The following is a 25,101-nucleotide window of genomic DNA, read 5'->3' as shown; positions in this document are numbered from 1 at the left end:
GTTTGCCCGTCTACTGGCCGCCGTTTGCCACTGACAACTGGTCTTTCATCACTGCGATCACGTCTGCGAGCTGTTCAACAGGGCCGCGAGGGGCCTCTTGTGCTGCTTTGAGGACGTCCGCTTCGGTTGCATCAAAGCCCAGCGCTGTGGGAAGGCAGCGCTCTCGAGCCATGTCGGAATTGACGATCTCGAACATTCCGCGCCATCCGCCCAGCACGGTCCACTTGCCGGTGTCTGGGTAGACCAACAGGACGTAGCGTCCGGGTGGGAGGTAGACCGGAACACTCTTTGCAGACATGGGACTTGAGATCTCTCGGGGGAGGGACGAGGTTTGATGTCCCGCTACCTGTTTGACGTTGATCAGCGGATAGACCGCCTGGACTTCGACGCCCTCGAGCTTGGTCACCTGGGGTGCCCTTACGGGCACCTCGGCGGTGACCGCAATGGTGCCCTCGGGGCTGGTTCCCACTAGTTCTGCGACGGTGCTTTTTCCGCCGCATGAAGTTGGGGGACGAGCGGCGACCGGTTGCTTGTTTGCGGCGGGCGCAGGTGAAGGCAGCTCGTGTTTCGGCGCCGCGTTCGCCGGCGCCCCAGAGGTCTGACCGCTACCGCATCCAGCCAGGAGCGCCGACGCGGCGACAAGGCCTCCGATGATTTTGGTTAGGTTCCTAGTCACCACAGCGCTACTCCGTCCGCCTTGCACGTAATGGATGGGTCTTGTGACGTGACGAGCGCGTTTGCCGTTCCCGAACCCACTCGATATGGCGGGCATTGCGAAAAGTAGCCACCACCCGGCGTTGCTCGGTAGACGAGGCCAGATGCTTGATCGTGCCAGCTGCCGTCTAAATACATCAGCCGGACCGCAGGATCGTAAGAAGTTCGCGGGATGATGGGACTTCCGCCGCCAAAGGTGCCAACCGTTGAGACCTCGGAGACCGCGTTCGCTCCACGCAAGGGGAACGAGTTCGGCAACGGAACGGCATTGCCGATGTTGGTCGTTCCAACCCTCGCCTGCCAATACTTCCGGCCGTCTCCGTAAGGCGTTCCAGTGTTGATCATGTTGAAGTAGTGGGTTTCTCCGACAGGCACGCAACTCTGCGTGACGTATTGCACAAGGTTGTTGCTGTCGTCGATTTCAGCCACGAAGTACTCGAGCCCCTGGCAACCTGACGTGGCCCCAGCGTCCTTGAAGCCCACCTGGAAGAAATAGTCGTTCGAGAAGGTCGCGCCGACCCAGTAGAACCGGTCCGTCTTGTAGGTGTAGTTGTACGAGTAGACATCGTCAACAGTGATCGTCGTTCCGATCGCGACTCCCCACCCCACCACCGTTGTGGGTTGTCTCGACCCAACTTGGACCCATTCGTCGGCGTTTGCAGCAGGAATGATGAGCGTGGAAATTGCGAGCGCCGTGGTAAGGACCGCTAGAGCTCTCCGGATTGCCATGTCCTCATGACTGACGAGACGGCCCGTTCATTACGCCGCCGGGGGCGATCGAGTTCTGGCGGCTGCGCAGGTCATTCGGTGATTCGCAGCCGTGGCTTAGCAGAGCGGATAGCGTCCCCGGCGTGACCACGATCTCGCGGCGAGCTCTGCTGCTCGGCGGCGGTGGCACGCTGCTAGCCGGGTGCGGGAGGAGTCCGGCAGAGCCGGGTGGGAAGCCCGCCCGGATGGTCAGCGGGTCGTTCCACACGCGCTGGATGAGGACGCAGACGGGCTGGACGATCGCCTACCCCGATGGGCATGGGGCGGGGGACAAGCTGCCGGTGGTGGTCAGTCTGCACGGGCGCGGCGGGACCCATCGGACGAGCTTCAGCTCGCTCGGGCTGGACACCTACCTCGACCAGGTCGTGAAGGCCGGGACCCCGGCGTTCGCGATCGCGTCGGTCGACGGTGGCGACCACAGCTACTGGCACCGGCGTACGGACGGGACCGACGCGTCAGCGATGGTGCGTGACGAGTTCCTGCCTCTGCTGGCTGAGCGGGGCCTCGACACCGAACGGCTGGGGCTCTTCGGCTGGTCGATGGGCGGGTACGGCGCCCTCCTGATGGCCGGCAAGCAGAAGCTGCCGGTCAAGGCGGTGGCGGTCTCGAGCCCGGCGCTGTTCACCAGCCCGGGTGCGACCGCGGCAGGAGCTTTCGACAGCCCGGCGGACTTCGACGCCAACAACGTCCACGGCCACCCGGAGTGGTTGCGCGGCGTCCGGCTGCTGATGGACTGCGGCCTCCAAGATCCGTTCTACGCCGCGACCAAGAACCTGGCGGGGCGGCTCTCGCCCAAGCCGGCCGGTGGATTCACCGAAGGGGCCCACAACAAGGACTACTGGCGTCGGATGGTTCCGGCCCAGCTGCGGTTCCTCGGCCCTATCCTCAGAGCGTGAGCGTCACTACCGGAGTCCCTGAGCTGGCCGAGGAGGCCGTCGACGCGCTGCCGCGCCGGCGCCCGGCGGTTCTGCGGAGCCTGCTGCCCGTCGTGGCGGCAGTCGCAGCGTTCGTCCCGGTCGTGTTGTTCACCGGTGAGCGCGGAACAGGTAGCGATGCGATCCGCATGGCCGTCTACCTGGCACCGTGGGCACTGGCGCTGCCCTGGCTCAAACGCCTCGACCTCCGCCCGGTTCCCTGGTTCTTCCTCTGCGCCGCTCTTGGTTTCGTGATGGCTCCGGTGCTGGCGTACAAGGTCGTCCACCGTGCGCTCTCGTTGCCGTTCCGGGACTGGGAGGTGGGGTTCTGGCATGGTCACCTTGCCCGGTCCGTGCCCGGGATGAGAGCCCTCGTGCTGCTGCCGGCCGGATCCGTTCCTGAGCCGGTGGTGCCGCGATGGGTGCGGCGTGCTGACGGGGTGCAGCGGGGCGCGTGGATCTTCTTCCTGGTGGCCTTCCCGGTCGGCGTCGCCTTCGGGCAGTCCTGGCCGGCGTTTCTCGGCTCAGCGCTCGTGGTCGGACTATTTGTCCTGATGGTCTCGCACGTGGTCGTCGCGGTGCTCCTGTCGGACTGGTTCAGGAAGAGGACGGTCCGCACCGCCTGAACGGCTTCCCGCGCGCTCGCTGGTGCTGGACATTACTGCCGAGTAACGCTTTGCTGTGACCCAGGTCACGTGGGGTGGCCGTTCCTCCCAGCAAGGAGATCTCTCGGATGACTCACCGCTTCCGTCTGTCTGTGCTCGGTTCAGTAGCAGCCGTGCTGTCCATCATCGGAGGAGCACTCGCCACCGCTCCCGCAGGAGCCGCCGGGCCGGCGTACGTAGCTCTGGGTGACTCCTACTCCTCGGGCGTCGGCACCCGGACCTACATCAGCGACGGGACCAGCTGCCAGCGCTCCACGAAGGCCTACCCGTACCTGATCGCCCAGGCCCGCGGGTACACCCTGAACTTCCAGGCCTGCTCGGGTGCGAAGACGGCCGACGTCACCGCGAACCAGCTCGGGGCGCTGAACACCTCGACCCGCTACGTCACGATCTCGATCGGTGGCAACGACGCCGGGTTCTCCGACGTGATCACCGAGTGCGCCAAGCCGGCGTGGGCCAGCGACTGCTCCGGCAAGGTCAACACCGCCAACTCGTTCATCACCAACACGCTGCCCGGGCGGCTGAACACCCTGTACGCGAGCATCAAGACGAAGGCGCCGAACGCCAAGGTCGTCGTTGTCGGCTACCCGCGGATCTTCAACGGCGAGGACTGCAACGCCGCCACCTGGTTCAGCCCGGACGACGAGTCCCGGCTCAACGCCACCGCGGACCTGATCAACTCCAAGATCTCCGCGGCCGCCTCGGCCAAGGGCTTCACGTTCGCCAACCCGACCAGCCGGTTCATCGGGCACGCCGTCTGCGGTGACCCCGAGTGGCTCAACGGCCTGTCGAACCCGATCTCGGAGAGCTACCACCCGAACGTCACCGGGCACGCCTCGGGCTACTACCCGCTCGTGAGCCCGCTGCTCGTCTGATCGCCCTAGGATCCTGCCCGTGGTCGAACCCCTACGTCCGCGCGCACTGGTGACCGGTGCGACGCGCGGCATCGGCAGAGCGACAGCGCTCGCTCTGGCCGGTGCCGGTTTCGACGTGGCGATCGCGGGCAGGACCCTGGTCGAGGGCGCAGGGACCATCGCGCCCCGGGTCAGCGAGGACGAGGCCAGCGACCAGACCGTCCTGCCGGTGCAGGGCAGCCTGCAGGCCACGGCTGCCGAGGTCGAGGCGTTGGGTGCTCGTTGCCTGCCGGTGCAGATGGACCTCGCCCAACGCACCAGCGTGGTCGAGGCGGTCGCCCTGGTCCATGCCGAGTGGCAGGCGCTCGACCTCGTGGTGAACAACGGCTTCGTGCACCTGCCCCAGCAGCGGTTCCTCGATCTCACCGAGGACGCCCTGGTCCGCACCTGGCAGGGCAACTTCTACCACCAGCTCCTGCTGACCCATGAGGTCCTCGCGCCGATGCTCGAGCGCGGTCGGGGCACGATCGTGAACATGGCCTCGAGCTCCGCGACCAACGACCCTCCGGCCGGTCCCGGCGACGGCGGCTGGGGCCTCGCGTACGCGGCGTCGAAGGCGGCCTTCGGCCGGATCGCCGGGAGCATCAATGCCGAGTTCGGTGGACAGGGCGTGCGGGCGTTCAACGTCGACCCCGGCTTCGTGGTCACCGAGTCGGCGGTGGCTCGCGGGGGAGCCGACGCGATCGCGTCCAGCGGTGGCTACCCCTCAGCCGACCCAGCCGCTTCCGGTCAGGTCATCGCCTGGCTCGCGACCAGCCCGGAGGCCGAGCGGTTCCTCGGCAAGACCATCTGGGCCCCCAAGCTCGCCGCGGACCTGGCCTCGAAGGCCGACGGGTGAGCGGTCCGGAGGACCTCGTCACGGCGTACGCCGCGGCGGTGGACGCCCGGGACTGGGTCGCACTCGCGGATCTCTTCGTCGAGGACGGTGCGCTGATCACCCCGGATCCGCCGCGCTCGCTGGAGCCGGTCATCGCCTCGATCGGTCGCGACGCGATCGTGGCGACGGTGCGGAAGGTCGAGGGGTTCGCCGGCACGGACCACGTCGTCGATTCCACGCACTGGCAGGTCGACGGCAGCGCCGCGTCCGGGCTGACGATCGGCCAGGCCCACCACCACGTCGACGGTCCTGAGCCGCACTCCTGGGTCTGGTACGTCGAGTACCGCGACGACGCCGTCCGGACGGAGGCCGGGTGGCGGTTCGCGACCCGCAGGCTCACGCTCGCCCGGATCGAGAAGCAACCGCGTCCCTGACCAGTACGGTCTGCCCATGGAGTTCGACGTCATCGCCCCGGTCGGCAGCGGCCTCACCGCCGATCCGGACTGGATGGTCGGGCTCGCCCAGCACGTCGAGTCGTGCGGCTTCGGCTCTCTGGTGGTGGTCGAGCACGCGGTCATGTTCGCCGAGTACGCCTCGACCTACCCGTACGACGCGTCGGGCCGCGTCGAACTCGCCGCCGACTGCCCGGTCCCGGATCCGTTGGAGCTGCTGGCGTTCATCGCCGGGTCGACCTCGACGCTCGGCCTGGCCACGGGCGTCCTGGTGCTGCCCGACCACAATCCGGTCGTGCTGGCCAAGCGGATCGCGACCCTGGACGCGTTGTCCGGTGGGCGGTTCCGCCTCTGCGTCGGGATGGGCTGGATGCGCGAGGAGGTCGAGGCCTGTGGCGCCGACTTCGACACCCGCGGTCGGCGCGCCGACGAGCAGATCCAGGTGATGCGCGCGCTCTGGTCGGGTGACCCCACCTCGTACGAGGGCGAGTTCTTCCGCTTCGAGCACGCGGTCTGCCGTCCGGCGCCGGGAGAACGCTCGATCCCGATCCACATCGGGGGGCACAGCAAGGCGGCCGCCCGCCGAGCCGGACGACTCGGTGACGGGCTACAGCCGCTCGGCGTCGCCGGCGAGGACCTGCAAGCGCTGCGGGCCGAGATGGCGCGCGCGGCCGAGGACGCTGGGCGTGACCCCGCGAAGCTCGAGCTCAACCTGGGCCACCTGGTGACCCGGATCGACCAGGGCAAGGCCGAACGACTCGCGGAGGTCGGCGCGACCCGGGTCGTGCTGGCGATGTCGGACGCCGCGGACCTCGACCAGGCCAAGGACGAGCTGTCGGCCTGCGCCGAGCGGCTGGGGTTCTGAGCCGGCTCTAGACGAGCTGGTTGAGCAGGCCGGTGTCGACGTCGTAGATGAATCCGCCGACCTTGATCGTGTCCGGGATCAGCGGGTGCGCCTGGACCTTGTGCACGTCGGTCTTCAGCGCGACTTCCTGGTTCTCGATCACGTGGAAGGCGTGCCAGGACGCGTCCTGACCGGCCGAGGCGCCGACGCGCTCCTGGATCTCGGTCTCGCTGGCCGAGGCCATCGCGCAGCGGGTGTGCGGCACCACGAGGATCCGCTCGACCTTGAGCAGGTGCACGCCGAGGACCAGGGCCTCGAGCGCGGCCTCGGTGACGCGGCCCCCGGGGTTGCGGAAGATCTTCGCGTCGCCCGGCTTGAGGCCGAGCATGCGCAGCGGGTCGATGCGCGAGTCCATGCAGGTGACGATCGCGATGCCCGCGTGGGCGACGCCGTCGAACCCGGAGAGGTTGAAGTCGTTCGCGAACTCGCGGTTCGCGGCCAGCAGGTCGTCGAAGTCACTCACGACCAGAAGGCTAGTCCTCACCGGTTTCAGCGGACGATCCGGGCCTCGAACCGCTTCACCGGCTTGGACTCCTTGCCGCAGGACTCTGGGCGTTCCCCGGACTCGGCGGAGCTGACTGCGACCCACCAGCTGCGGCCGTCGCGGTGGCGGACCCGCCAAGCGTCGACCTCGGGAACGACCTCGAGGTCGTCCAGGCCGAGGACGCCCTCGGTGCGGCGTACGTGGTCCTCGGCGACCTGGGCGCCGGGGGAGTACGAAGACCGACCGCGGTAGCCCTCGAGGGTGAGCTGTCCGCGGCGCGCGGCGGTGAGCAGCCCGGTGCCGTTGAGCACCCGTCCGTGCAGCACGCCGGAAGGAAGCAGCACGGTGGTCGCGGCGAGCCGGTGGCCGGAGGTGTGGGTCACCTCCCAGACGTGCTCGGGGTCGATCCCGGCGGCGGTGAGGGCGATCGGGCGCCCGAGCCGCGCGCAGCAGGTGTCGCGGGTGCCGTTGGTACACACGAGCAGGACAGGGTCCGGCGCGACGGACAGCCCAGGCAGGGATGCGCGCGTCGTCTCCAGGTCGCCCGCCGCGAGAGCTGCCCAGTCGAGGTCGAGGAGGGCGGCCGGGTCGGTGACGGTTCCGGTGAGCAGCCAGGTGCGTCCCGGGTAGGTGTAGGCGATCAGGACGGCGCGGTGCTCGGCCGTGCCCGGGTCGGCGTGCCGGCCGGGGCGCCGTACCAGCGATGGACGGACACCGTGCTCGGCGGCCGCCGCCTCGATGCTCCGCCCGACCTCGGCGTCGAGGTGGGAGTCGGTGAAGGCTTTCGCTCCCCACGGGCCGTTCTGCTCCAGGCAGACCCACGCGATCGCATCCGGCGCGGAGCCGATCAGCGGCTCGTCAGCGGCGAGGCTGGCGTCCGAGCACGGAGGAACGATCATGAGCCGATCCCGATCAGGGCGGAGGTCGAGGAGCCGCGGGTCGCGGCACCCCGGAAGAGTACGAGAGCGAGCAAGCCGGCGAGCAGCGCGCACAGCGACGCCCCGACGAAGATCGCGTGAAGTTGCTGGACGCCGGCGCCCTGGAGCAGGTCGGTGTACTCGTCGCAGCGGGTCTTGCCACCGCAGACCTGGCTCGGTTCGGGGAAGTCGGCCGAGACCGCGTAGTAGCGCCGCAGCCCGATGGTCGTCAGCGCGGAGATGCCGATCAGCATGCCGACCATCCGGCTGACCACGAGCAGGGCGCTGGTGACGCCGTGCACCGCGGAATCGGTCGTCGCGAGCAGCGCCGCGTTGACCGGGGCCAGGGCCAGTCCGAACCCGAGCCCGGCGATCACCAGGACGACGCTGCTGCTCGGGTGGTGCAGGCTGTCGACGCCCCAGTCGCTCATCCGCCAGAACCCGAGGGCCGAAAGCGCCATCCCGGCCGCGGCGATCGCTCCCACCGGCAGGCTCCGGCTCAGGTAGCCACCGACCACGGCTCCGACCGGGAGTGCGATCAGGAATTCGACCAGGACCAGCGCGGCCTTGATCTGCGAATCGCCGTAGATGGTGACGCGGGCGAAGACCGGGATGTCGACGAGCGCGGCGATCAGCGCCGATCCGACGAAGAAGCTCACCGCCAGCGAACCCCAGGCCGGCATCCGGGCGAAGGCACCGCGGGGGATCAGCGGAGACGCGGCGCGGCGCAGGTGTAACCCGAACCCGATCGCCGCGACAGCCGCCACGGCCAGGTAGATCGGGCCGGCGTCGGAGAAGACCTGCACCTGCGGATCGGCGGTGGCGAAGGCGAGGATCACGCCGCCGAGCGCGACTGCCAGCAGGCCGGCGCCGGTCAGGTCGGCCTGCCGTGCGGTGCGCCACCAGTCGCGGACGTCGACGAACGGACGCGGGGCGAGCACCAACCAGGCGAGCAGGACCAGTCCGAGGCCGATCGTGGCCAGGCCGACCTGGGACCACCAGATCGACGTCGAGGAACCGAAGGGGACGAACGGTCCGCCCCAGCGCACCGAGGTGACCAGGCTGGTCGGCTGGCGCATCACCAGCAGGAGGGCCGTGATGAAGAGGGCCAGGAGGACCAGGCCGATCGGGTCGAGGCGACGCGGGGACCGCTCGGACTCGGCCACGGGTGCGGCCACGGGGGTGGGGAGCGCGGCGATGCCGGCGGCGAGCACCAGCCCGACCGCGAGGTTGATCCAGAAGATGTCGCGCCAGTCGCCGACCGCCAGTACGACGGCGCCGTAGAGCGGGCCGATGACGCTGCCGAGCTCCTGGACCGCGCCGACGATGCCGAGCGGCACCCCGCGCTTCTCGACCGGGTAGATGTCGGCCACCAGAGCCAGTGTGACCGGCACCAGGCCGCCGCCGCCGACGCCCTGGAGGAACCGTCCGGTCACCAGGCTCGGCAGGTCGTAGGCGGCGGCCGTGATCAAGGAGCCGAACCCGAAGATCAGCAACGAGCCCACCAGCACCGGGAGGCGGCCGCGCAGGTCGGCGATCCGGCCGATCAGCGGCAGCATCGCCACGTAGCCGAGCAGGAAGCCGGAGATGATCGGTGCCGCGCGCTGGAGCTCCTCGACGCTCAGGCCGACCGAGCCCATCATGTCGGGCAGCGACAGGACGACCACGTAGGTGTCGGCCGCGGCGAACGCGACGGCGACCGCAGCCAGGGCCAGCAGGGTGCGGGCAGCGCGCGGTCGTGCCACCGGGTCGCTCACGGCTTCTTGATGGTGACGTTCTTGCCGTAGTCGTAGAAGGTCAGGTCGTAGGTGACGTCTCCGCTCCCGGCGAAGAAGTCTCCGGTGACCGACAGGGTCGTGATGCGGCCGTCGCCGTCGATGCCGACGACCGTCTTGTAGGTCCCGGTCTCGTCGGCGCTCGGGATGATCGGCGCGACCAGCGAGCCGGACAGGGTCCCGGAGTACGTGGTCACCACGATCTTGCCGTCCCGCTTCTGGCCGGTCTGCTTCGCGCCGTCCAGCTTGAGCAGCAGTCCGGAGATGCCCTTGGCCGGATCGGCGAAGTCGGACGGGTCCGGCGCGCCGTACTCGCTCGGGTCGATCGTCGAGTACGACGGGGTCAGCGGCAGCTTGGCGTAGACCTTCCCGTCGACCGAGACCACCGGGATGCTGGTGTTGAATCCGCTGAAGAGCACCTTCACGTCGCCCTTGAACGCCGGCTGGTGGGTCAGCGTCCCCTTCGCGCCGAGGACCGCGTTCCCGCTCGTCGGGGTCGAGCCGGTGGCCATCGTGAACTTCACGCTCGAGGCCTGGTCGAACTGGGTCTTCGCCGCGGTCAGCACCTTCTGGATGTCGGCGCCAGAGGTCTTGGACCCGCCGTCGCCGCTCCCACCGCAGGCGGCGGTCGTCAGGAGCAGGGCTGCGCCAGCCAGGGCGAGCGCGATCCGGCGAGGCTTCGAGAACGTCATGACCGCTAGCCTGCCATGGTCGGGACGGGGCCCGCGGCAGCGGTGACCGGCTGGCTGCCCGGCGTACCGGAGCCGTCGCGGCGGCCGTTCGCCTCGGGGAGGTCGACCGGGGCACCGCTGGCGGCGGCAGCACGGGCGGGCGCCGTGCCGGCCCAGGCGAAGACCAGGGTGTCCTCACCCTTGAGGAACCGGTGGCACCGGACTCCGCCGGTTGCGCGGCCCTTGGCCGGGTACTCGCTGAACGGGGTGACCTTGACCGAACCGGACTCGGTGCCGGGCAGCGCCGAGGAAGCCCCGGAGATGCTGACCACCACGGAGTCCTCCGCGGTGACCGCGCCGAACCAGGCGACCTTCGCGCCGGCTCCGAGCTTGATGCCGGCGATGCCACCGCCCGAACGACCCTGCGGCCGGACGCCGGCGGCGCCGAAGTGCAGCAGTTGGGCGTCATCGGTGATGAAGCACAACGTCTCCTCGCCGGTGCTCAGCTGGAGCGCTCCGACGACCTCGTCGCCGTCCTTGAGGGCGATCACGTCCCAGTCGTCCTTGTTGGACAGGTACTCGGGGTTCACCCGCTTGACCACGCCTTGGGCCGTCCCCAGGGCCAGGCCGGGGGAGTCGGTGTCGAACGTGGTCAGCCCGAGGACCCGCTCACCCCCGTCGAGGGTGAGGAACTCGCCGACCGGCGCGCCGCCCTGGAGGTTCGGGTGGCTGGCCGTGCTCGGCAGTGTCGGCAGGTCGAGAACCCCGAGCTTGATCACCCGGCCCGCGCTGGTCAGCACGCCGACCTCGCCGCGGGCCGTGCTGCGCACCGCCGAGACGATCACGTCGTGGCGGGTGCGGGCGCCCTCGGCGCCCGGCGCCTCCACGTCGGTGCTGCGCGCGAGCAGACCGCTGGAGGAGAGGTAGACGAAGCACGGGTCGTCCGCCACCTCGAGCGGGGTCGCCGTCGCGGTCGCAGTGACCCCGGACGACTCCAGCAGGACCGTGCGGCGCGGCGTGCCGTAGGTCTTGGCGACGTCGGCGAGCTCGTCAGAGACGACCTTCCGCAGCCGCGACTCGTCGCCGAGGATCTCGTCGAGACCAGCGATCGTGGCGACCAGCTCGTCGCGCTCCTTGTCGAGCTCGATCTTGGAGAACTTGGTCAGGCGGCGCAGCGGCATGTCGAGGATGTAGTTGGCCTGGATCTCGGTCAGGTCGAAGACCGACATCAGGCGCTCGCGCGCGGCCTCGGCGTTGTCGCTGGCGCGGATCAGCTGGATCACCTCGTCGATGTCGAGGATCGCCAGCAGCAGGCCCTCGACCAGGTGCAGCCGGTCGGCCGCCTTGCCGCGCCGGTACGTCGAGCGTCGGCGGACCACGTCGAACCGGTGGCCGAGGAAGACGTCGAGCATCTCCTTGAGGCCGAGGGTGCGCGGCTGGCCGTCGACCAGCGCGACCGCGTTGATGCCGAACGAGTCCTCCATCGGCGTGGACTTGTAGAGCTGCTCGAGCAGCGCCTCGGGGTGGAAGCCGTTCTTGACCTCGATGACCAGCCGCAGGCCCTTCTCGCGGTCGGTGAGGTCCTTCACGTCGGCGATGCCCTGGAGCTTCTTGGACTGCACCAGCTTCTTGATCGCCTCGATGACGCGCTCGGTGCCGACTCCGTAGGGGAGCTCGGTGACCACGATGCCCTTGCGACGCGGCGTCACCGACTCGATCCGGGCGGTCGCGCGCATCTTGAAGGAGCCGCGGCCGGACTCGTAGGCGTCGCGGACGCCGTCCAGGCCGATGATCTTGCCGCCGGTGGGCAGGTCGGGACCGGGGATGAACCGCATCAGCGCGTCCAGGTCGGCGTCCGGGCGGGTGATCAGGTGCCGCAGCGCCTGCACCACCTCGATCAGGTTGTGCGGTGCGATGTTGGTGGCCATGCCGACCGCGATGCCGGCGGCACCGTTCACGATCAGGTGCGGGATCGCGGCCGGGAGCACCGACGGCTCGACCTCGCGGCCGTCGTAGTTCGGCCGGAAGTCGACGGTGTCCTCGTCGATGGTGGCGGTCATCGCGACCGCGGCCGGCGCCATCCGGCACTCGGTGTATCGCATCGCCGCCGGCGGGTCGTCGGGCGAACCGAAGTTTCCGTGGCCGTCGATGGTGGGCAGCCGCAGCGACCAGGCCTGAGCCTGGCGCACGAGCGCGTCGTAGATCGCGGTGTCGCCGTGCGGGTGGAACCGACCCATCGTCTCGCCGACGACGCGGGAGGACTTCACGTGGCCGCGGTCGGGGCGCAGGCCCATGTCGTGCATCGAGAAGAGGATCCGGCGCTGCACCGGCTTCAGCCCGTCGCGGGCGTCCGGGAGGGCGCGGGAGTAGATGACCGAGTAGGCGTACTCGAGGAAGCTCGACCTCATCTCGTCGCCGACGTCGATGTCGACGATGTGTTCTTCGAATTCCTCAGGGGGTGCTGCGGTACGCCGTGCCATGGGCGCATTCTTCCAACAGGGCAAGGGGATCCGGGGCAGGGGCTCGCCGTCACCCTTGACGGATCCCGCTGGATCGCGTTGAGTGTATTCAACTAACTGGTTGAATACACTCGGAGGTAGTCGGATGGCCACGGTCCTCACCCACGCAGTCATGTCGCTCGATGGCTTCATCGCTCGACCGGACGACTCGGTCGGACCGTTGTTCGACTGGTACGAGAACGGCGACATCGAGCTCGTCGGTGGTGGCGGGAGCTGGACCTTCCACGTCTCGCGGACCTCGGCCGACCACGTGCAGCCGTGGTGGGACTCCTGCCGGGCCATCGTCATGGGTCGGCACCTCTTCGACCTCACCAACGGGTGGAACGGCGTCCCGTCAGTCGGTGAGCACGACTTCGTGGTCACCCACGAGGCACCGACCGACTGGGTACCGAGCGAGCACCTGAGTGCCGAGGATGCGCCGTTCACGTTCGTGACGACGGGCATCGAGGACGCGATCGCCCGAGCGCGCGAGTTCGCTGGCGACGGAGCGGTCGCGGTCTGCGCCGGCGACGTCGGCGGTCAGGCGGTCGCGGCAGGTCTCGTCGACGAGGTGGCGATCGACGTCGCACCGGTGCTGCTCGGTCAGGGCAAGCGCTACTTCGGTGACGCGGTCCTGCCCGAGGGCCTGCTCGACGATCCTGTCGTCGTCCAGGGCGACCGCGTGCTGCACCTGAGCTACCGGGTCCGCCGCTGAAACGCAGCCGTCACCGGAGCCCGGTACATTTCTCGGGTGACCGCGGCTGAACCCACCTCTCCGGCCTGGCCGGCCCACTGGGAGGCCGATGTCGTGCTCCGCGACGGTCGGACCGCGCACATGCGCCCGATCATGCCCAGCGATTCCGAGGGTCTGGTCACCTTCTACGCCGACGTCTCGGACCAGTCGAAGTACTTCCGGTTCTTCTCCCCGATGCCGACGCTCTCGGAGAAGGACCTGCACCGGATCACCAACGTCGACCACCACAGCCGGGTCGCGTTCGTGCTGACCGTCGCCGAGAAGATCCTGGCGATCGCCAGCTACGAGCTGGTCGCACCCGGTGAGGCCGAGGTCGCCTTCCTGGTCCAGGACGCCCACCAGGGCCGCGGCATGGGCCAGCTGCTGCTCGAGCACCTCGCCCAGGCAGCCCGCGAGCGCGACGTCCACCGGTTCACCGCCGAGGTGCTGCCGGACAACCAGCGGATGCTCCAGGTCTTCTACGAGCAGGGCTACCAGGTGATGGGCGGTTGGGACGAGGGCGTCATGCACCTCGAGTTCAACATCGACCCGACCGACACCGCGATGGGTGTGATGGCCGCCCGCGAGCACCGGGCCGAGGCTGCATCCATCGAGGCGTTCCTCTCGGCGCGCAGCGTCGCGGTGATCGGAGCCTCCCGCCGCTCGGACACCATCGGTGCCGCCCTGGTGCGCAACCTCGTGCTCGGTGACTACGCCGGCAAGGTCTACGTGGTGAACCCGACCGCCGACGCGGTGGCCGGGATGCCGGCGTACGCGCGGGTGGGCGACATCCCCGACGACGTCGACGTCGCGATCGTGGCGGTCCCGGCAGACGCGGTGCAGGACGTCGTCCTGGACTGTGCGGCCAAGGGCGTGCACGGCCTGATCGTCATCTCCTCCGGCTTCGCCGAGACCGGTGAGGACGGCCGGCAGCGCCAGCGTCGCCTGGTCGGCCTGGCCCGCTCGTACGGCCTGCGGCTGATCGGCCCGAACGCGCTCGGCATCATCAACACCGCGGCCGACGTCTCGCTGAACGCCTCCCTCTCGCCGATCATGCCGCCGCGCGGACGGGCCGGGTTCTTCTGCCAGTCCGGCGCGCTCGGCTCGGCCATCCTCGAGAAGGTCCAGGGCCGCGGCCTGGGTCTGTCGACGTTCGTCAGCGCCGGTAACCGCGCCGACGTCTCGGGCAACGACCTGCTCCAGTACTGGGAGGAGGACGAGAGCACCGAGGTCGTCCTGCTCTACCTGGAGTCGATCGGTAACCCGCGCAAGTTCTCCCGCATCGCCCGCCGGGTCTCGCGCAACAAGCCGGTGATCGCGGTGCGTTCGGGTCGGACCACCCAAGGTGTCCCGATGGGCCACGTGGTCCGATCCATCGAGGCACCCCAGGCCGCGGTCGACGCGATGTTCCGCCAGGCCGGCGTGATCCAGGTCGACACCCTGGACGAGATGTTCGACGTCGCCCAGCTGCTCGCCCACCAGCCGCTGCCGCGCGGACCTCGCGTCGCCGTCGTCGGGAACTCCGACGCGCTCGGCCTGCTCGCCGCCGACGCCGCGGCTGCCAGCGGGCTGGAGGTCACCCGGTCGGTGGCCCTGGGCGCCGAGGCCGGCGCCGAGGACTTCGAGACCGCCCTGGACAAGGTCATCGACGATCCCGAGGTCGACGGCCTCGTGGTCATCTACATCCCGCCGCTCAACGCCGGCGGCGCCGAGGTCGCGAACGCCTTGGCCGCGGTCTCCGAGCAGTCGGACAAGCCGATCGTGGCAACCTTCCTCGGCCGCGAGGGCGTTCCCGAGCTGCTGCGGGTGCCCGACCTGGCCGGCAACACCGCCGGCCGCGGCTCGGTGCCCTCCTACCCGGCCGTCGAGCAGGCGGTCCGGGCGCTGTCCCGGGTCTGCGAGTACAACCACTGGCTCGACCGGCAGCCCGATGCCGACGAGCTGCTCGAGGACGTCGACCACGACGCGGCCGCCCGGATGCTCGCCGAGCTGTTGATGCACTCGCCGCAGGGCCGCGACCTCACCTTCGCCGAGTGCAAGGAGCTGCTCGGTCACTACGGCATCACGCTCTGGGACCGGATCGCGGTCAACAGCGCCGAGGAAGCCGTGCGCGCCGCCGACCTGCTCGGATGGGACGCGGTCCTCAAGGCGACCGCGGAGCCGCTGCGCCAGCGCCCCGACCTCGGCTACGTCTGGCGCAACATCGCTGATGCCGACGAGATGCGGCACGCCTTCGAGTCGCTGGCCAAGACGGTGCCCTCGATCACCGACGCGGCCTTCGTGGTGATGCGCACCGCGCCGCCCGGCGTACCGGTGCGGATGGACGGCCTGGAGGACCCGCTGTTCGGTCCGGCCGTCTCGTTCTCGATCTCGGGGGCGATCACCGAGCTGGTCGGGGACAAGGCCTACCGGATCCCGCCGATCACCGGTCAGGACGCAGCCGAAGCGGTGCGCTCGATCAAGGCGGCACCGTTGCTCTTCGGCCACCGCGGTAGCGAGGCCGTCGACGTGGACGCCGTGGAGGACCTGTTCCGCCGGGTCGCCCACCTCAAGAACGACCTCCAGCAGGTCGCTGCGCTCGACCTCAGCCTGGTGCACGCGACCACGAACGGTGTCGCCGTGCTGGACGCCGCGATCCGCTTCGAGCCGGTCGTCGACCCGCGCTCGGACTGGTTCACCCGCCGCCTCAACGTGCACCCGGGGGACACCCTCCCCGACTGACGGGCGCGTGACAGACTGCGACCCATGAGCGTGACGTCCGAAGACCAGGCCGCCGACCTCGGTGTTGCGATCGAGAAGAGCGGCTACTACCCGACGGTGGTCCGTTCGGGCGTCGAGGCCGCCGTGGCCGGTGAGCGCGTCGTCTCCTTCCTGGTGCACCACGAGCCCACGATCGACCGCGACGAGGTACGCCGGCACATCACCGTGGTGGTGCTGACCCCGTCGCGCCTCATCCTGTGCCACACCGACGAGCACGAGCCGGACGACCTGCTCCCGGAGCCGTACACCTCGACCTCGACCGAGGCGGTCAAGCTCGACAGCGTGAAGTCCGTGGTGGTGAACCGGATGGTCGCCAACCCGGCCAAGGTCACCAGCAGCCCGGCACCTGCCGAGGCCGTGCTGACGATCGGCTGGGGCGGCATCAACCGGATCGACCTCGAGCCGGCCGCCTGCTCGGACCCGCAGTGCGAGGCCGACCACGGCTACACCGGGGTGCTCGCCTCCGACGACTTCTCGATCCGGGTCAGCTCGGCCGCCGACGGCCAGGACGCGGTCGACCGGCTGCTCGCGTTCGCCGAGATCCTGTCGGCGAGCACCCAGGCCTGAGCCCGACGCCGCCGTGACCTCCTTCTCCTTCGTCGAGCCCTCGTACGGCGGCCGCACCCTCGGTGACGTGCTCCCGGCGATCGCGACGGCACTCGGCGTCGACGTCGGCTTCCACGACACCGAGCTCGTGCTCCCACCCGCCCAGCGCTACGTGGTGTTCCTGGTCGACGGGTTGGGTCATCGGCTGATCGAGCAGCACGCCGAGCACGCGCCGTACCTGCACGCGCTCCTGCAGGAGCCGGGGGTCGCCGGGGTTCCGTCGACCACCGCGACGAGCCTGACCTCGCTCGGCACGGCGCTGACACCGGGGGAGCACGGCCTGGTCGGTTTCACCTCCCGCATCCCCGGCACCGAGAAGCTGCTCAACGCGCTGTTCTGGAACAAGGACGTCGTCGATCCGGCCGAGTGGCAGCCGAACCCGAGCGCCTTCGCGCGCCTGCGGTCAGCCGGGGTGCATGCGACCGTCGTCAGCAAGAAGGAGTTCGTCGACTCGGGTCTGACGCTGAGTGCCTTCCGCGGCGCCGAGTTCGTCGACGGCGACAAGATCGGCGAGCGGATCGCCGCTGCGGTCACCGAGTCCGCGGTGTCCCCGTCGGTCACCTACGTCTACGACGGCGACCTCGACTGGACGGGACACCGCTACGGCGTCGACTCCGCGCAGTGGCGGGCCCAGCTCGGGGCGATCGACGCCGGGGTCGAGCAGCTGCGCGAGTCCCTCGACCCGGGCGTCCGATTGGTCGTCGTGGCCGACCACGGCATGGTCGACTGCCCGAACGAGTTCCGGATCGACATCGACGAGCACCCCGAGCTGCGCTCCGGTGTCCAGCTGATCGGCGGAGAGGCGCGCTTCCGGCACCTGTACTGCTCGGGTCGTGCCGTCGACGACGTGCTGGCCACCTGGCGCGAGTTCCTCGGCGACCGCGGTCAGGTGCTCGCGCGCGACGAGGCCATCGAGCGCGGCTGGTTCGGCACCGTCGCCCCGCAGGTCCGCCCGCGGCTCGGCGACGTGGTCGTGGCAGCGGCCGGTCAGACCGCGCTGATCAGCATGGCCGACTTCCCGTACGAGAACCTGCTGGTCGGATTCCACGGCTCGCTGACCGCGGTCGAGATGGAGATCCCGATCCTGATCTGCTGACGCCCATGCTGGTTGAGCTTGTCGAAACCCGGCGACGGGCGCGCAGTCGCAGGCGAACGGCAGCGGTCCGCTGACCGCGGAAATCACCTTGGCCCGGCCGGTCCACCGGCGATTCCTAAGCGAGCGGCCAGTCGAACGCATCGCTCCAGGAGTTGATCCGAGAACGACGCACGTCGACCTGCCAGGGCCACGGTGCGTTGTCCCAAGGAAGCACGCGCGTCAGCAGTGCGTCGAGCAGGTAGGTCGCCCAACGCGAGTAGTAAAGCTGGGAAACAGGTACGTGTTCACCGAACAGCCGGATCGCCGGCCAGAGCACGAGGCCGACAAGCCACACGAGTACCGAGAACGCCAGCAACAGCCACAGCAGGATTCCGCGGACGAAGAGGAAAAGGATCCCGCCGCCGATTCCAGCGGCCTTCCGGATCATGCGAACGGCAGCGGTTCGCTGACCGCGGAGATCGCCTTCGCGCGGGCCGCGGTCATCCGACGCCGGTGGTGCTGGCGGCAGAGGACCTCGTAGGCGACCTCAGCCGGCTCGGCGTTCTTGTTCTCCACGTCACCCACGACGATGACCTCGCCCTCGGTCACCATCTCGCCGTTCTCGGTACGGGCGTTGTGGGTGGCCCGCTTGCCGCACCAGCACAGCGCCTCGACCTGGAGCACGTGGGTGCGGTCGGCGAGCTCGACCAGGCGGCGTGAACCGGCGAAGAGCTCGGTACGGAAGTCGGAGAGGATCCCGAAGGCGAAGACGTCGATCTGGAGCTCGTCGACGATCCGGGCGAGCTGGTCGATCTGGCGCGGGCCGTAGAACTGGGCCTCGTCGCAGATCAGGTAGTCGATCCGGGCGCCGTGGGTCAGCGCGTCGACGACGTAGCGCCAGAAGTCGAAGTCGTCGGTGACCTCGAGGGCGTCGTGCTCCAGGCCCAGGCGCGAGGACAGGATCGCCTCGCCGGCCCGGTCGTGGGTGGTGAAGATCCGGCCGACCCGGCCGCGCGCGGCGTGGTTGTGGTTCGTCTGCAGCGCGAGCGTGCTCTTCCCCGAATCCATGGTCCCGGTGAAGAAGTGGAGTTCAGCCATCGGGGAGGATCATGCCATGAGCCCGCTCGTGCAAGCCGCTGAACTCGACGCCCTTCTCGGGAAGGTCACCATCCTCGACGTCCGGTACCAGATGGGCGGGCCGGGCGGCATGGCTCTCTACCTCGAGGGACACGTCCCGTTCGCCCAGTACGTCGACATGGACACAGCGCTGGCAGCGGCTCCTGGAGCCGGTGGTCGGCACCCGCTACCCGATCCGGAGGTCTTCGGTGCGGCGATGCGCAAGGTCGGCGTCTCGGTCGAGCGGCCGGTCGTGGTCTACGACGACTGGCAGGGCCGGGCAGCCGCCCGGTGCTGGTGGCTGCTGCGTCACCACGGGCACCCCGACGTACGGGTGCTCGACGGTGGGTTCAGCGCCTGGGTCGCTGCCGGGGGAGCCGTCGAGGACGGGTTGCGGCTGCCGATCGACGGCGACTTCCAGCCCGGTCCCGGCGTGATGCCGGTGGTGACGGCCGACGAGATCCCGGCGTTCGTCGAGCGCGGCGTGCTCGTCGACGCCCGGGCACCCGAGCGCTTCCGTGGCGATACCGAGCCGGTCGACCCGGTCGCCGGACGCATCCCGGGAGCGGTGAACGTGCCCACGACCGCGAACGTGCGAGTGGACGGCACCTTCCGCTCGCCGGCCGAGATCCAGGCCCTATACGCCGTCGAGGGCGCCACGGCCGAGACCGAGGTGGGCGTCTACTGCGGATCCGGCGTGACGGCGGTGCACAACATCCTGGCGCTGGCCAGTGCGGGGATCGACGCGTCGCTCTACCCGGGCTCGTGGAGCGAGTGGATCACCGACCCGGAACGGCCGATCGCGACCGGTTAGTCCCGGCGCAACTGCATCGTCAGCGTGCCGACCCGGATCCCCAGGAAGCGGAACTCGATGGTGTCCAGGAGGGTCGCCTCGTCGGAGAAGCGAACCTCGTCGTGGCACCGCAACGGCACCTTGAGCGGTCCGAGGAGCGGCACCCAGATCCGGTAGGTGAACGTGTAGCCGTCGCTGCCCACGGTGATGAGCGCACCACCGGGCATGTCGTCGGCCGTCATCCGCCAGCGCCCGGGCTCGAGCAGCTCGCCGCGCATGGTCCGCTCCCACACCTTGCCGTTCGGAAAGGTCTGGGTGTCGTTGACGACGACGTCCCTCGGCCCGTCGGGGACGGCCACGGTGCGGAACTCGAACCGGGTCGGCAGGAACGGGATCCAGCGCAGCCACCAGGGCAGCCGGGTCGTCGCCTGCCCGGCCCAGGGGCTGGCGAAGACCTCGCGCAGGTCGAGCGGGGTTACCAGTGCACGCCCTTGAGGACGCGCGACATCATGACCTGCTCGTTGGTCGGCGCCGCCGCGGTCTCGCCCTTGGCCGCCGCGGAGTCCGGGAACACCTGGTAGGCCAGGTTGAGGATCCGGAACGCCACCTTCGGGGCCAGGGTGTGCGCGAGGGCGCCCAGGTTGCCGGTGAGGGTGTTGATCTCGTGCGGCCGCTCGACCAGCGCGCTGACCACCATCGAGGCGGCCTGCCCGGGGCTGATCGTCGGGAACCGGTCGTACATCTTGGTCGGGGCGATCATCGGGGTCCGCACCAGCGGCATGTGGATGCTGGTGAAGGAGACGCCGTCCCCGACGAGCTCGGAGGAGACCACGTTGCTCCACGCGTCCAGCGCGGCCTTCGAGGCGACGTACGCGCTGAACCGCGGCGGGTTGGTGAGCACGCCGATCGAGGAGATGTTCACGACGTGGCCGGACTTCTGCTCACGCATCTTCGGCAGCAGGCCCATGATCAGCCGGATCGCGCCGAAGTAGTTCAGCTGCATGGTGCGCTCGAAGTCGTGGAAGCGGTCCTCGGACAGCTTCAGCGAGCGGCGGATCGAGCGGCCGGCGTTGTTGACCACGTAGTCGATGTGCTCGAAGTCGCCGGAGAGCTGGGTCGTCAGCGCGTCGATCGCCTGCAGGTCCGACAGGTCGCAGCCGTAGGCGTAGGCCTGGCCACCCTGGCTCTCGATCAGCGCCTTGGTCTGCTCCAGCTTGTCCTTGCCGCGGGCGACCAGGATCGGGATGGCCCCGGCCTTGGCGACCTGGACGGCCGTGACCAGGCCGATGCCGGAGGAGGCGCCGGTGATCACGACGGTCTTGCCCTTGAGCGCGGACGTCGCGGCCCGGTCGGACTTGATCGAGTCGTCGAGCATGTCCTCCCAGTAGGACCACAGCGTGCCGGCGTACGACTCAAGGTCCGGTACGGCGAGACCCGAGCCGGCCAGCGCCTTCTGGGTCGACTTCGACGCGTAGACGGTCGGGAACGCGGCGTGCTCGAGGACCTCGGCCGGGATGCCGAAGCGACCCAGCGTCTGGTTCAGCACCAGGTGGGCCGGCGCGGTCCGCAGGGCGGCACCGAACAGTGCGCCCGGGCGGAACTGGCGGGGGAGCAGCGCGGTGGGCAGCCGGTTCGTCACGGTCCGGTCGATCGGCACCGCGAACTGCGGCGCCTTGGCGGCGGCAGCGAAGGTGTTGAAGAGCTCGACGGTGTTCTGCGGCTCCGGGTTGACCAGGTGGAACGCCTCGCCGTCGTGGCCCGGCACGTGGCCGAGGTAGTCCATCGCCTTGGCGACGTAGTCGACCGGCACGACGTTGGTGTCGCCCAGGTCGACGCCGACCAGCGGCAGCCAGGACGGCAGGTTGTCACGCATCCGCTTGAACAGCGGGAAGAAGTAGTACGGGCCGTCGATCTTGTCCATCGCGCCGGTCTCGGAGTGACCCACGACGACGGCCGGGCGGTAGACGCGCCACGGGACCGGCGACTCCTCGCGGACGATCTTCTCGGACTCGAACTTGGTGCGGTGGTACGCCGACGGCAGGCCCTGGCCCTCGTCGAACATCGACTCGTCGTACAGGCCGGCGTAGTCACCGGAGGCGGCGATCGAGGAGACCTGGTGGAAGACCCCGGCGTTGATGGCGCCGGCCAGGGAGAGGGCCGCCCGGGTTCCGCCGACGTTGAGCTCCTCGTTCATCTCGTCCGAGGCGGTCATGTCGTAGATCGCGGCGAGGTGGAAGAAGTGGTCGATCTTGCCGTCGTGCTCGGCGATCCAGTCAGGGTCGACGCCGAGCTGGTCGGCGCGCAGGTCGCCGATGACCGGGACCAGGCGGGAGCTGCCGCCCCACTGGGTGATCAGGGCGTCCAGCCGCGCGCGGGAACCGCCCCGGCAGAGCAGGTAGATCGTGCCCTCACGGTTCGCGAGAAGCTCGGAGACCAGGTAGCGACCGATGAATCCGGTCGCGCCGGTGACGAAGTAGGACATGGCGCCTCTTCACTGGTGCGTTGCGGGGGCGGGCTGGACTGTCATTCAACTCGCAACGCGCCGTTGCGTCACGTTCCCGCCAAATGTTACTGGCGAGTAACGAGCGCTGTCCAATCAGTCGTTCTTGCCGCCGCCGAACATGATCTCGTCCCAGCTCGGCACCGAGGAGCGACCCTTCTTGCGGGCCGGCGCCTCGTCGGTGGGCTCGGGAGCGATGTCGACCTCGGCTGCCGGGGCCTCCGGCTCGGGCGCAGGCGTCTCGACCAGCTCGTCCTCGGCGGGCTCGTCCTCGACCTCGTCGGTGTGCGCGGTGGGTGCGATCCAGTCGGCGTCGGCGTGGTCGGCCGCCAGGTCGTCCAGGCTGGCCTGCTCCTCGACGGGCTCGTCGCGGACCAGCTCGATCGCATCGTCGCCCAGCGGGAGCTCGTCGGTGCCGGGCACCGCGCTCAGCCGCCGGGTCGGCACGGTCGGCTCGTCCTCGCTCGCGGCGGTCGCCTCACCGGTCAGCAGGCGAGCCTCGTCGTTGTCCGCGACCACGTAGCGGCCGGGCTGGTCGTAGCTGAACTCGGCACGGTGCTCGGTGCCGCGGACGACGTAGGTGCCGACCAGGGTCCAGCGGCCGTCCTCGCGGCGCCAGGCGTCCCAGTCCACGTCCTCGGAACGGACCGAGACCGACATCAGGTGCTGCAGGGAGGCTTCGTCGAGGGTGCGACCGGCAGGCGTGGAGTCCGCGGAGGCACGGCGGATCGAGGACTTCACGGCGGTCTGGGCCACGTGGGCGCGCTCGGCAAGGACCGGCGCAGCGAACGGCATGATCGCCTCGACCGTGGTCTGGGCGGCCGCGGCGACGTCGTCCGTGGACTCACCCGCCCTGATCCGGGTCTGGATGTCGCGCGGTCGCAGAGCGCTTTCCATCTTCATCTCCAACTGGCCGAGCCGAGCGTGGTCACCCCTGAGGGCCGTTCGCAGCCGATGGTCGACCGGTACGGCGAACTCCTCTCCGGATTCGCTCACCAGGACCAGGTTCTTGCCGTCCTTGCTGAGCCCCACCGGGGTGAGGTGCTGCATCGTTGCCAGTACTCCTTCGGTCCGCGTGGGGCGAGCCTACCTTTCCCCGGCGTGTCGCTGGGGCGGCGCGCCGCCCTACGCTCAGCGCATGATCGACGACTCTCCCTTGCTCCTGACCCTGGAGCTCGCCGGGATCTTCGTGTTCGCGATCTCCGGGGCGCTGGTGGCGGTCCGCAAGCAGCTCGACGTCTTCGGCGTGCTGGTGCTGGCCGGTACGACGGGACTCGGGGGCGGCTTCCTGCGCGACGTGCTGATCGATGCCACCCCGCCCAAGGCGCTCGCGGACTGGCGCTACCTGCTGGTGCCGGTGGTGGCCGGGCTGATCACCTTCGTCTTCCACCCGGCGCTGGGGCGGTTGGAGCGGGTGGTCAACATCTTCGACGCCGCCGGGCTCGGGCTGTTCTGCGTCACCGGCGCGCTCAAGGCCCTGGACTACGGCCTGGGTCCGGTGCCGGCGGCGCTGATGGGCATGGTCACCGGGATCGGCGGCGGCATGGCGCGCGACCTCCTGGCCGGCCGCGTGCCGGTGATCTTCTCCTCCGAGCTCTACGCGACCCCGGCCCTGGCCGGTGCTGCCTGGGCCGTGTTCGCGCACGAGCAGGGCTGGGCGCTCGCGTTCGTCGCACTGCCGGGCCTGGTGATCTGCTTCGGCTGGCGGGTGCTGGCGATCCTGCGCAACTGGCGGGCTCCGATCGCCAGCGGCTCGCCGAGCGTGTAGGGCGCGGTTTCCCATCAGCACGTGGGAAACCGTCGCTCACCCGTCGTTCTTTCGACGAGTAGGCGTAAGGATCGACGGGTCAGTCGCCCAGAACCCGGCGCAGGTAGGTGTTGCTGAAGACCCGGTCGGGGTCGAGGCGGTCGCGCACGGCCTGGAACTCATCCCAGCGCGGGTACGCCGGCGCCAGGTCGGCCGCGGTGCGGGTGTTGAGCTTGCCCCAGTGCGGCCGGCCGTCGTAGCCGCGCAGGATGTCCTCGACGCCCTTGAAGTAAGCCGTGTGGTCGGTCTGGGCGTTCATGTGGAACGCCAGGTACATCGACTCCCGGCCCGAGGACGTCGACAGCGCGATGTCGTCGGCCGGCGTGGTGCGCACCTCCACCGGGAAGCTGATCATGATGCCCGAGGAGTCGATCCAGCGCCGGACCTCGGCCAGAGCCTCCAGGCCCACCTCGCGCGGCACGGCGTACTCCATCTCACGGAAGACCACCGACCGTGAGGACGTGAACACCTTGTGCGGCACGTCGGAGTAGGTGCGCTCGGAGAGCATCTGCCCCGACAGGTTGCTGATCTTGGGGATGAGCGAGGGGCGCGCGTTGCCGATCCGGTTGACCACCCCGAACATCGTGTTCGACAGGAACTCGTCGTCCAGCCAGTGCCGGAAGCGGCCCAGGGGTTCGGGGTCCTCGAGCACCCGGTTGTTCTCCTTGGCGAGGATCCGGTCGGTGTGCGGGAACCAGTACATCTCCGCGTGGTGGTTCTCCCTGGCCATCGCGTCGAAACGCTCCATCGCCTCGTCCCAGAGCATCGGGAACTCGTGCGCCTCGAGGGTGAAGACCGGCTCGACGGCGAAGGTGATCTCCGTGAGGATCCCGAGCGCCCCGAGTCCGAGTCGGGCGACCGCGAACACGTCCGGGTTCGTCTCCGCGTCAGCCCGCAGGACCTGGCCGGTGCCGGTGACCAGCTCGAGGCCGGCGATCTGGGCGCTGAGCGAGGCCACCACGCCGCGGGTGCCGGTCGAGGTCGCGCCGGCGATGGTCTGCTCGGCGATGTCGCCCATGTTGTGCAACGACAGTCCCTGGGCCGCGAGCGCCTCGTTGAGCACCTTCAGCGGCGTACCGGCGCGGGCGGTCGCGGTGAGCTTCTCCCGGTCGACCGAGACCAGTCCGGCCAGGCCGGAGGGCTCGAGCATGATCCCCTCAGGGGCCGNGAGGCCGGCGATCTGGGCGCTGAGCGAGGCCACCACGCCGCCGGTGCCGT

General features: G+C 69.6%; 25 protein-coding genes. 12 read left to right on the top strand and 13 right to left on the bottom strand.

The genetic code is table 11. The annotated features are described in order from the left end of the window. Positions 1–10 precede the first annotated feature (10 nt). Both EFL95_RS19235 and EFL95_RS19230 read right to left on the bottom strand, forming a co-directional pair. Positions 11–406, bottom strand: a complete 396-nt coding sequence (locus tag EFL95_RS19235; protein ID WP_148045033.1) for a hypothetical protein — start codon at positions 404–406, stop codon at positions 11–13. Positions 407–672: 266 nt separating this feature from the next. Continuing rightward, positions 673–1,443, bottom strand: a complete 771-nt coding sequence (locus EFL95_RS19230) for a hypothetical protein (RefSeq protein WP_148045032.1) — start codon at positions 1,441–1,443, stop codon at positions 673–675. Positions 1,444–1,565: 122 nt separating this feature from the next. Here EFL95_RS19230 and EFL95_RS11705 point away from each other — a divergent pair, with 122 nt between their 5' ends. From EFL95_RS11705 to EFL95_RS11680, 6 genes are all read left to right on the top strand, one after another. Beyond that, positions 1,566–2,378: an alpha/beta hydrolase gene (locus EFL95_RS11705; protein WP_148045031.1), complete on the top strand. Its 813-nt coding sequence runs from the start codon at positions 1,566–1,568 to the stop codon at positions 2,376–2,378. Beyond that, positions 2,375–3,022 (top strand): hypothetical protein, encoded by a 648-nt coding sequence (locus EFL95_RS11700; protein ID WP_123234129.1) that lies wholly within the window; start codon positions 2,375–2,377, stop codon positions 3,020–3,022. The genes EFL95_RS11705 and EFL95_RS11700 overlap by 4 nt, the downstream gene beginning before the upstream one ends. Positions 3,023–3,174: 152 nt before the next feature. Beyond that, positions 3,175–3,936 carry an SGNH/GDSL hydrolase family protein gene (locus EFL95_RS11695; protein WP_246004916.1) on the top strand — a complete coding sequence of 254 codons (762 nt, stop codon included), beginning with the start codon at positions 3,175–3,177 and terminating at the stop codon, positions 3,934–3,936. 19 nt (positions 3,937–3,955) lie between these two features. Next, positions 3,956–4,813: an SDR family oxidoreductase gene (locus EFL95_RS11690; RefSeq protein WP_123234127.1), complete on the top strand. Its 858-nt coding sequence runs from the start codon at positions 3,956–3,958 to the stop codon at positions 4,811–4,813. Continuing rightward, positions 4,810–5,226: a nuclear transport factor 2 family protein gene (locus EFL95_RS11685; protein WP_183407134.1), complete on the top strand. Its 417-nt coding sequence runs from the start codon at positions 4,810–4,812 to the stop codon at positions 5,224–5,226. Before EFL95_RS11690 ends, EFL95_RS11685 begins: the two co-directional genes overlap by 4 nt. A gap of 16 nt (positions 5,227–5,242) precedes the next feature. Then, a complete protein-coding gene (locus EFL95_RS11680) occupies positions 5,243–6,109 on the top strand; it encodes an LLM class F420-dependent oxidoreductase (RefSeq protein WP_123234125.1) in 867 nt (288 codons plus the stop codon). 7 nt (positions 6,110–6,116) lie between these two features. Here the strand turns inward: EFL95_RS11680 and EFL95_RS11675 are convergent, their stop codons facing one another. The 5 genes from EFL95_RS11675 to EFL95_RS11655 are packed head-to-tail and all read right to left on the bottom strand — an operon-like array spanning position 6,117 to position 12,475. Then, a complete protein-coding gene (locus EFL95_RS11675) occupies positions 6,117–6,611 on the bottom strand; it encodes a beta-class carbonic anhydrase (RefSeq protein WP_183407133.1) in 495 nt (164 codons plus the stop codon). A 26-nt stretch (positions 6,612–6,637) separates the two neighbouring features. Further along, the gene (locus EFL95_RS11670) at positions 6,638–7,531 is read right to left on the bottom strand and encodes a ferredoxin family protein (protein ID WP_123234124.1); all 894 of its coding nucleotides are present in this window, start codon (positions 7,529–7,531) and stop codon (positions 6,638–6,640) included. Beyond that, positions 7,528–9,306 carry an MFS transporter gene (locus EFL95_RS11665; protein ID WP_246004915.1) on the bottom strand — a complete coding sequence of 593 codons (1,779 nt, stop codon included), beginning with the start codon at positions 9,304–9,306 and terminating at the stop codon, positions 7,528–7,530. The genes EFL95_RS11670 and EFL95_RS11665 overlap by 4 nt, the downstream gene beginning before the upstream one ends. Beyond that, positions 9,303–10,016, bottom strand: coding sequence for an LppX_LprAFG lipoprotein (locus tag EFL95_RS11660; RefSeq protein WP_123234123.1), 714 nt, complete (start codon positions 10,014–10,016; stop codon positions 9,303–9,305). The genes EFL95_RS11665 and EFL95_RS11660 overlap by 4 nt, the downstream gene beginning before the upstream one ends. Positions 10,017–10,021: 5 nt before the next feature. Further along, entirely contained in the window at positions 10,022–12,475 is a 2,454-nt protein-coding gene (locus tag EFL95_RS11655; RefSeq protein WP_123234122.1) for a DNA gyrase/topoisomerase IV subunit A, read from the bottom strand. 124 nt (positions 12,476–12,599) lie between these two features. On the opposite strand from EFL95_RS11655, the gene EFL95_RS11650 reads away from it, so the two are divergent. The 4 genes from EFL95_RS11650 to EFL95_RS11635 are packed head-to-tail and all read left to right on the top strand — an operon-like array spanning position 12,600 to position 17,688. Next, positions 12,600–13,208: a dihydrofolate reductase family protein gene (locus EFL95_RS11650; protein ID WP_123234121.1), complete on the top strand. Its 609-nt coding sequence runs from the start codon at positions 12,600–12,602 to the stop codon at positions 13,206–13,208. 36 nt (positions 13,209–13,244) lie between these two features. Further along, on the top strand, positions 13,245–15,947 hold the full coding sequence (locus tag EFL95_RS11645) for a bifunctional acetate--CoA ligase family protein/GNAT family N-acetyltransferase (protein WP_246004914.1): 2,703 nt from the start codon (positions 13,245–13,247) through the stop codon (positions 15,945–15,947). A 24-nt stretch (positions 15,948–15,971) separates the two neighbouring features. Further along, on the top strand, positions 15,972–16,553 hold the full coding sequence (locus EFL95_RS11640) for a DUF5998 family protein (RefSeq protein WP_123234120.1): 582 nt from the start codon (positions 15,972–15,974) through the stop codon (positions 16,551–16,553). A 13-nt stretch (positions 16,554–16,566) separates the two neighbouring features. Then, positions 16,567–17,688 carry an alkaline phosphatase family protein gene (locus EFL95_RS11635; RefSeq protein ID WP_123234119.1) on the top strand — a complete coding sequence of 374 codons (1,122 nt, stop codon included), beginning with the start codon at positions 16,567–16,569 and terminating at the stop codon, positions 17,686–17,688. A gap of 115 nt (positions 17,689–17,803) precedes the next feature. Here the strand turns inward: EFL95_RS11635 and EFL95_RS11630 are convergent, their stop codons facing one another. After that, the gene (locus EFL95_RS11630; protein WP_123234118.1) at positions 17,804–18,115 is read right to left on the bottom strand and encodes a hypothetical protein; all 312 of its coding nucleotides are present in this window, start codon (positions 18,113–18,115) and stop codon (positions 17,804–17,806) included. After that, the gene (locus EFL95_RS11625; RefSeq protein WP_123234117.1) at positions 18,112–18,765 is read right to left on the bottom strand and encodes a thymidine kinase; all 654 of its coding nucleotides are present in this window, start codon (positions 18,763–18,765) and stop codon (positions 18,112–18,114) included. The genes EFL95_RS11630 and EFL95_RS11625 overlap by 4 nt, the downstream gene beginning before the upstream one ends. A 16-nt stretch (positions 18,766–18,781) precedes the next feature. On the opposite strand from EFL95_RS11625, the gene EFL95_RS11620 reads away from it, so the two are divergent. Beyond that, entirely contained in the window at positions 18,782–19,597 is an 816-nt protein-coding gene (locus EFL95_RS11620) for a sulfurtransferase (protein ID WP_123234116.1), read from the top strand. Here EFL95_RS11620 and EFL95_RS11615 read toward each other — a convergent pair. The 3 genes from EFL95_RS11615 to sepH form a co-directional block, all read right to left on the bottom strand. Further along, positions 19,594–19,935, bottom strand: coding sequence for a DUF3833 family protein (locus EFL95_RS11615; RefSeq protein WP_123234115.1), 342 nt, complete (start codon positions 19,933–19,935; stop codon positions 19,594–19,596). The genes EFL95_RS11620 and EFL95_RS11615 overlap by 4 nt on opposite strands. Positions 19,936–20,051: 116 nt before the next feature. Continuing rightward, a complete protein-coding gene (locus EFL95_RS11610; protein ID WP_123234114.1) occupies positions 20,052–22,058 on the bottom strand; it encodes an SDR family oxidoreductase in 2,007 nt (668 codons plus the stop codon). A 114-nt stretch (positions 22,059–22,172) separates the two neighbouring features. After that, entirely contained in the window at positions 22,173–23,126 is a 954-nt protein-coding gene (gene sepH / locus EFL95_RS11605; RefSeq protein WP_123234113.1) for a septation protein SepH, read from the bottom strand. A gap of 88 nt (positions 23,127–23,214) precedes the next feature. Here sepH and EFL95_RS11600 point away from each other — a divergent pair, with 88 nt between their 5' ends. Then, positions 23,215–23,844: a trimeric intracellular cation channel family protein gene (locus tag EFL95_RS11600; RefSeq protein WP_123234112.1), complete on the top strand. Its 630-nt coding sequence runs from the start codon at positions 23,215–23,217 to the stop codon at positions 23,842–23,844. 79 nt (positions 23,845–23,923) lie between these two features. On the opposite strand, the gene EFL95_RS11595 is transcribed toward EFL95_RS11600, so the two are convergent. Then, complete coding sequence (locus tag EFL95_RS11595) at positions 23,924–25,033, bottom strand: D-arabinono-1,4-lactone oxidase (RefSeq protein WP_425463967.1); 1,110 nt, start codon at positions 25,031–25,033, stop codon at positions 23,924–23,926. Positions 25,034–25,101: the final 68 nt, after the last annotated feature.

Source organism: Nocardioides marmorisolisilvae (assembly GCF_003725775.1).
Taxonomy (GTDB): domain Bacteria; phylum Actinomycetota; class Actinomycetes; order Propionibacteriales; family Nocardioidaceae; genus Marmoricola; species Marmoricola marmorisolisilvae.
The sequence above is the reverse complement of the archived record's forward strand: the minus strand, read 5'-3'. Positions and strand labels throughout refer to the sequence as shown.

Coding starts and splice junctions, on each gene's coding strand:
- EFL95_RS19230 (WP_148045032.1), bottom strand. CDS start 1,443: ATGGCAATCCGGAGAGCTCTAGCGGTCCTTACCACGGCGCTCGCAATT.
- EFL95_RS11680 (WP_123234125.1), top strand. CDS start 5,243: ATGGAGTTCGACGTCATCGCCCCGGTCGGCAGCGGCCTCACCGCCGAT.
- EFL95_RS11670 (WP_123234124.1), bottom strand. CDS start 7,531: ATGATCGTTCCTCCGTGCTCGGACGCCAGCCTCGCCGCTGACGAGCCG.
- EFL95_RS11660 (WP_123234123.1), bottom strand. CDS start 10,016: ATGACGTTCTCGAAGCCTCGCCGGATCGCGCTCGCCCTGGCTGGCGCA.
- EFL95_RS11655 (WP_123234122.1), bottom strand. CDS start 12,475: ATGGCACGGCGTACCGCAGCACCCCCTGAGGAATTCGAAGAACACATC.
- EFL95_RS11650 (WP_123234121.1), top strand. CDS start 12,600: ATGGCCACGGTCCTCACCCACGCAGTCATGTCGCTCGATGGCTTCATC.
- EFL95_RS11640 (WP_123234120.1), top strand. CDS start 15,972: ATGAGCGTGACGTCCGAAGACCAGGCCGCCGACCTCGGTGTTGCGATC.
- EFL95_RS11630 (WP_123234118.1), bottom strand. CDS start 18,115: ATGATCCGGAAGGCCGCTGGAATCGGCGGCGGGATCCTTTTCCTCTTC.
- EFL95_RS11625 (WP_123234117.1), bottom strand. CDS start 18,765: ATGGCTGAACTCCACTTCTTCACCGGGACCATGGATTCGGGGAAGAGC.
- EFL95_RS11620 (WP_123234116.1), top strand. CDS start 18,782: ATGAGCCCGCTCGTGCAAGCCGCTGAACTCGACGCCCTTCTCGGGAAG.
- EFL95_RS11610 (WP_123234114.1), bottom strand. CDS start 22,058: ATGTCCTACTTCGTCACCGGCGCGACCGGATTCATCGGTCGCTACCTG.
- sepH (WP_123234113.1), bottom strand. CDS start 23,126: ATGCAGCACCTCACCCCGGTGGGGCTCAGCAAGGACGGCAAGAACCTG.
- EFL95_RS11600 (WP_123234112.1), top strand. CDS start 23,215: ATGATCGACGACTCTCCCTTGCTCCTGACCCTGGAGCTCGCCGGGATC.
- EFL95_RS11595 (WP_425463967.1), bottom strand. CDS start 25,033: ATGCTCGAGCCCTCCGGCCTGGCCGGACTGGTCTCGGTCGACCGGGAG.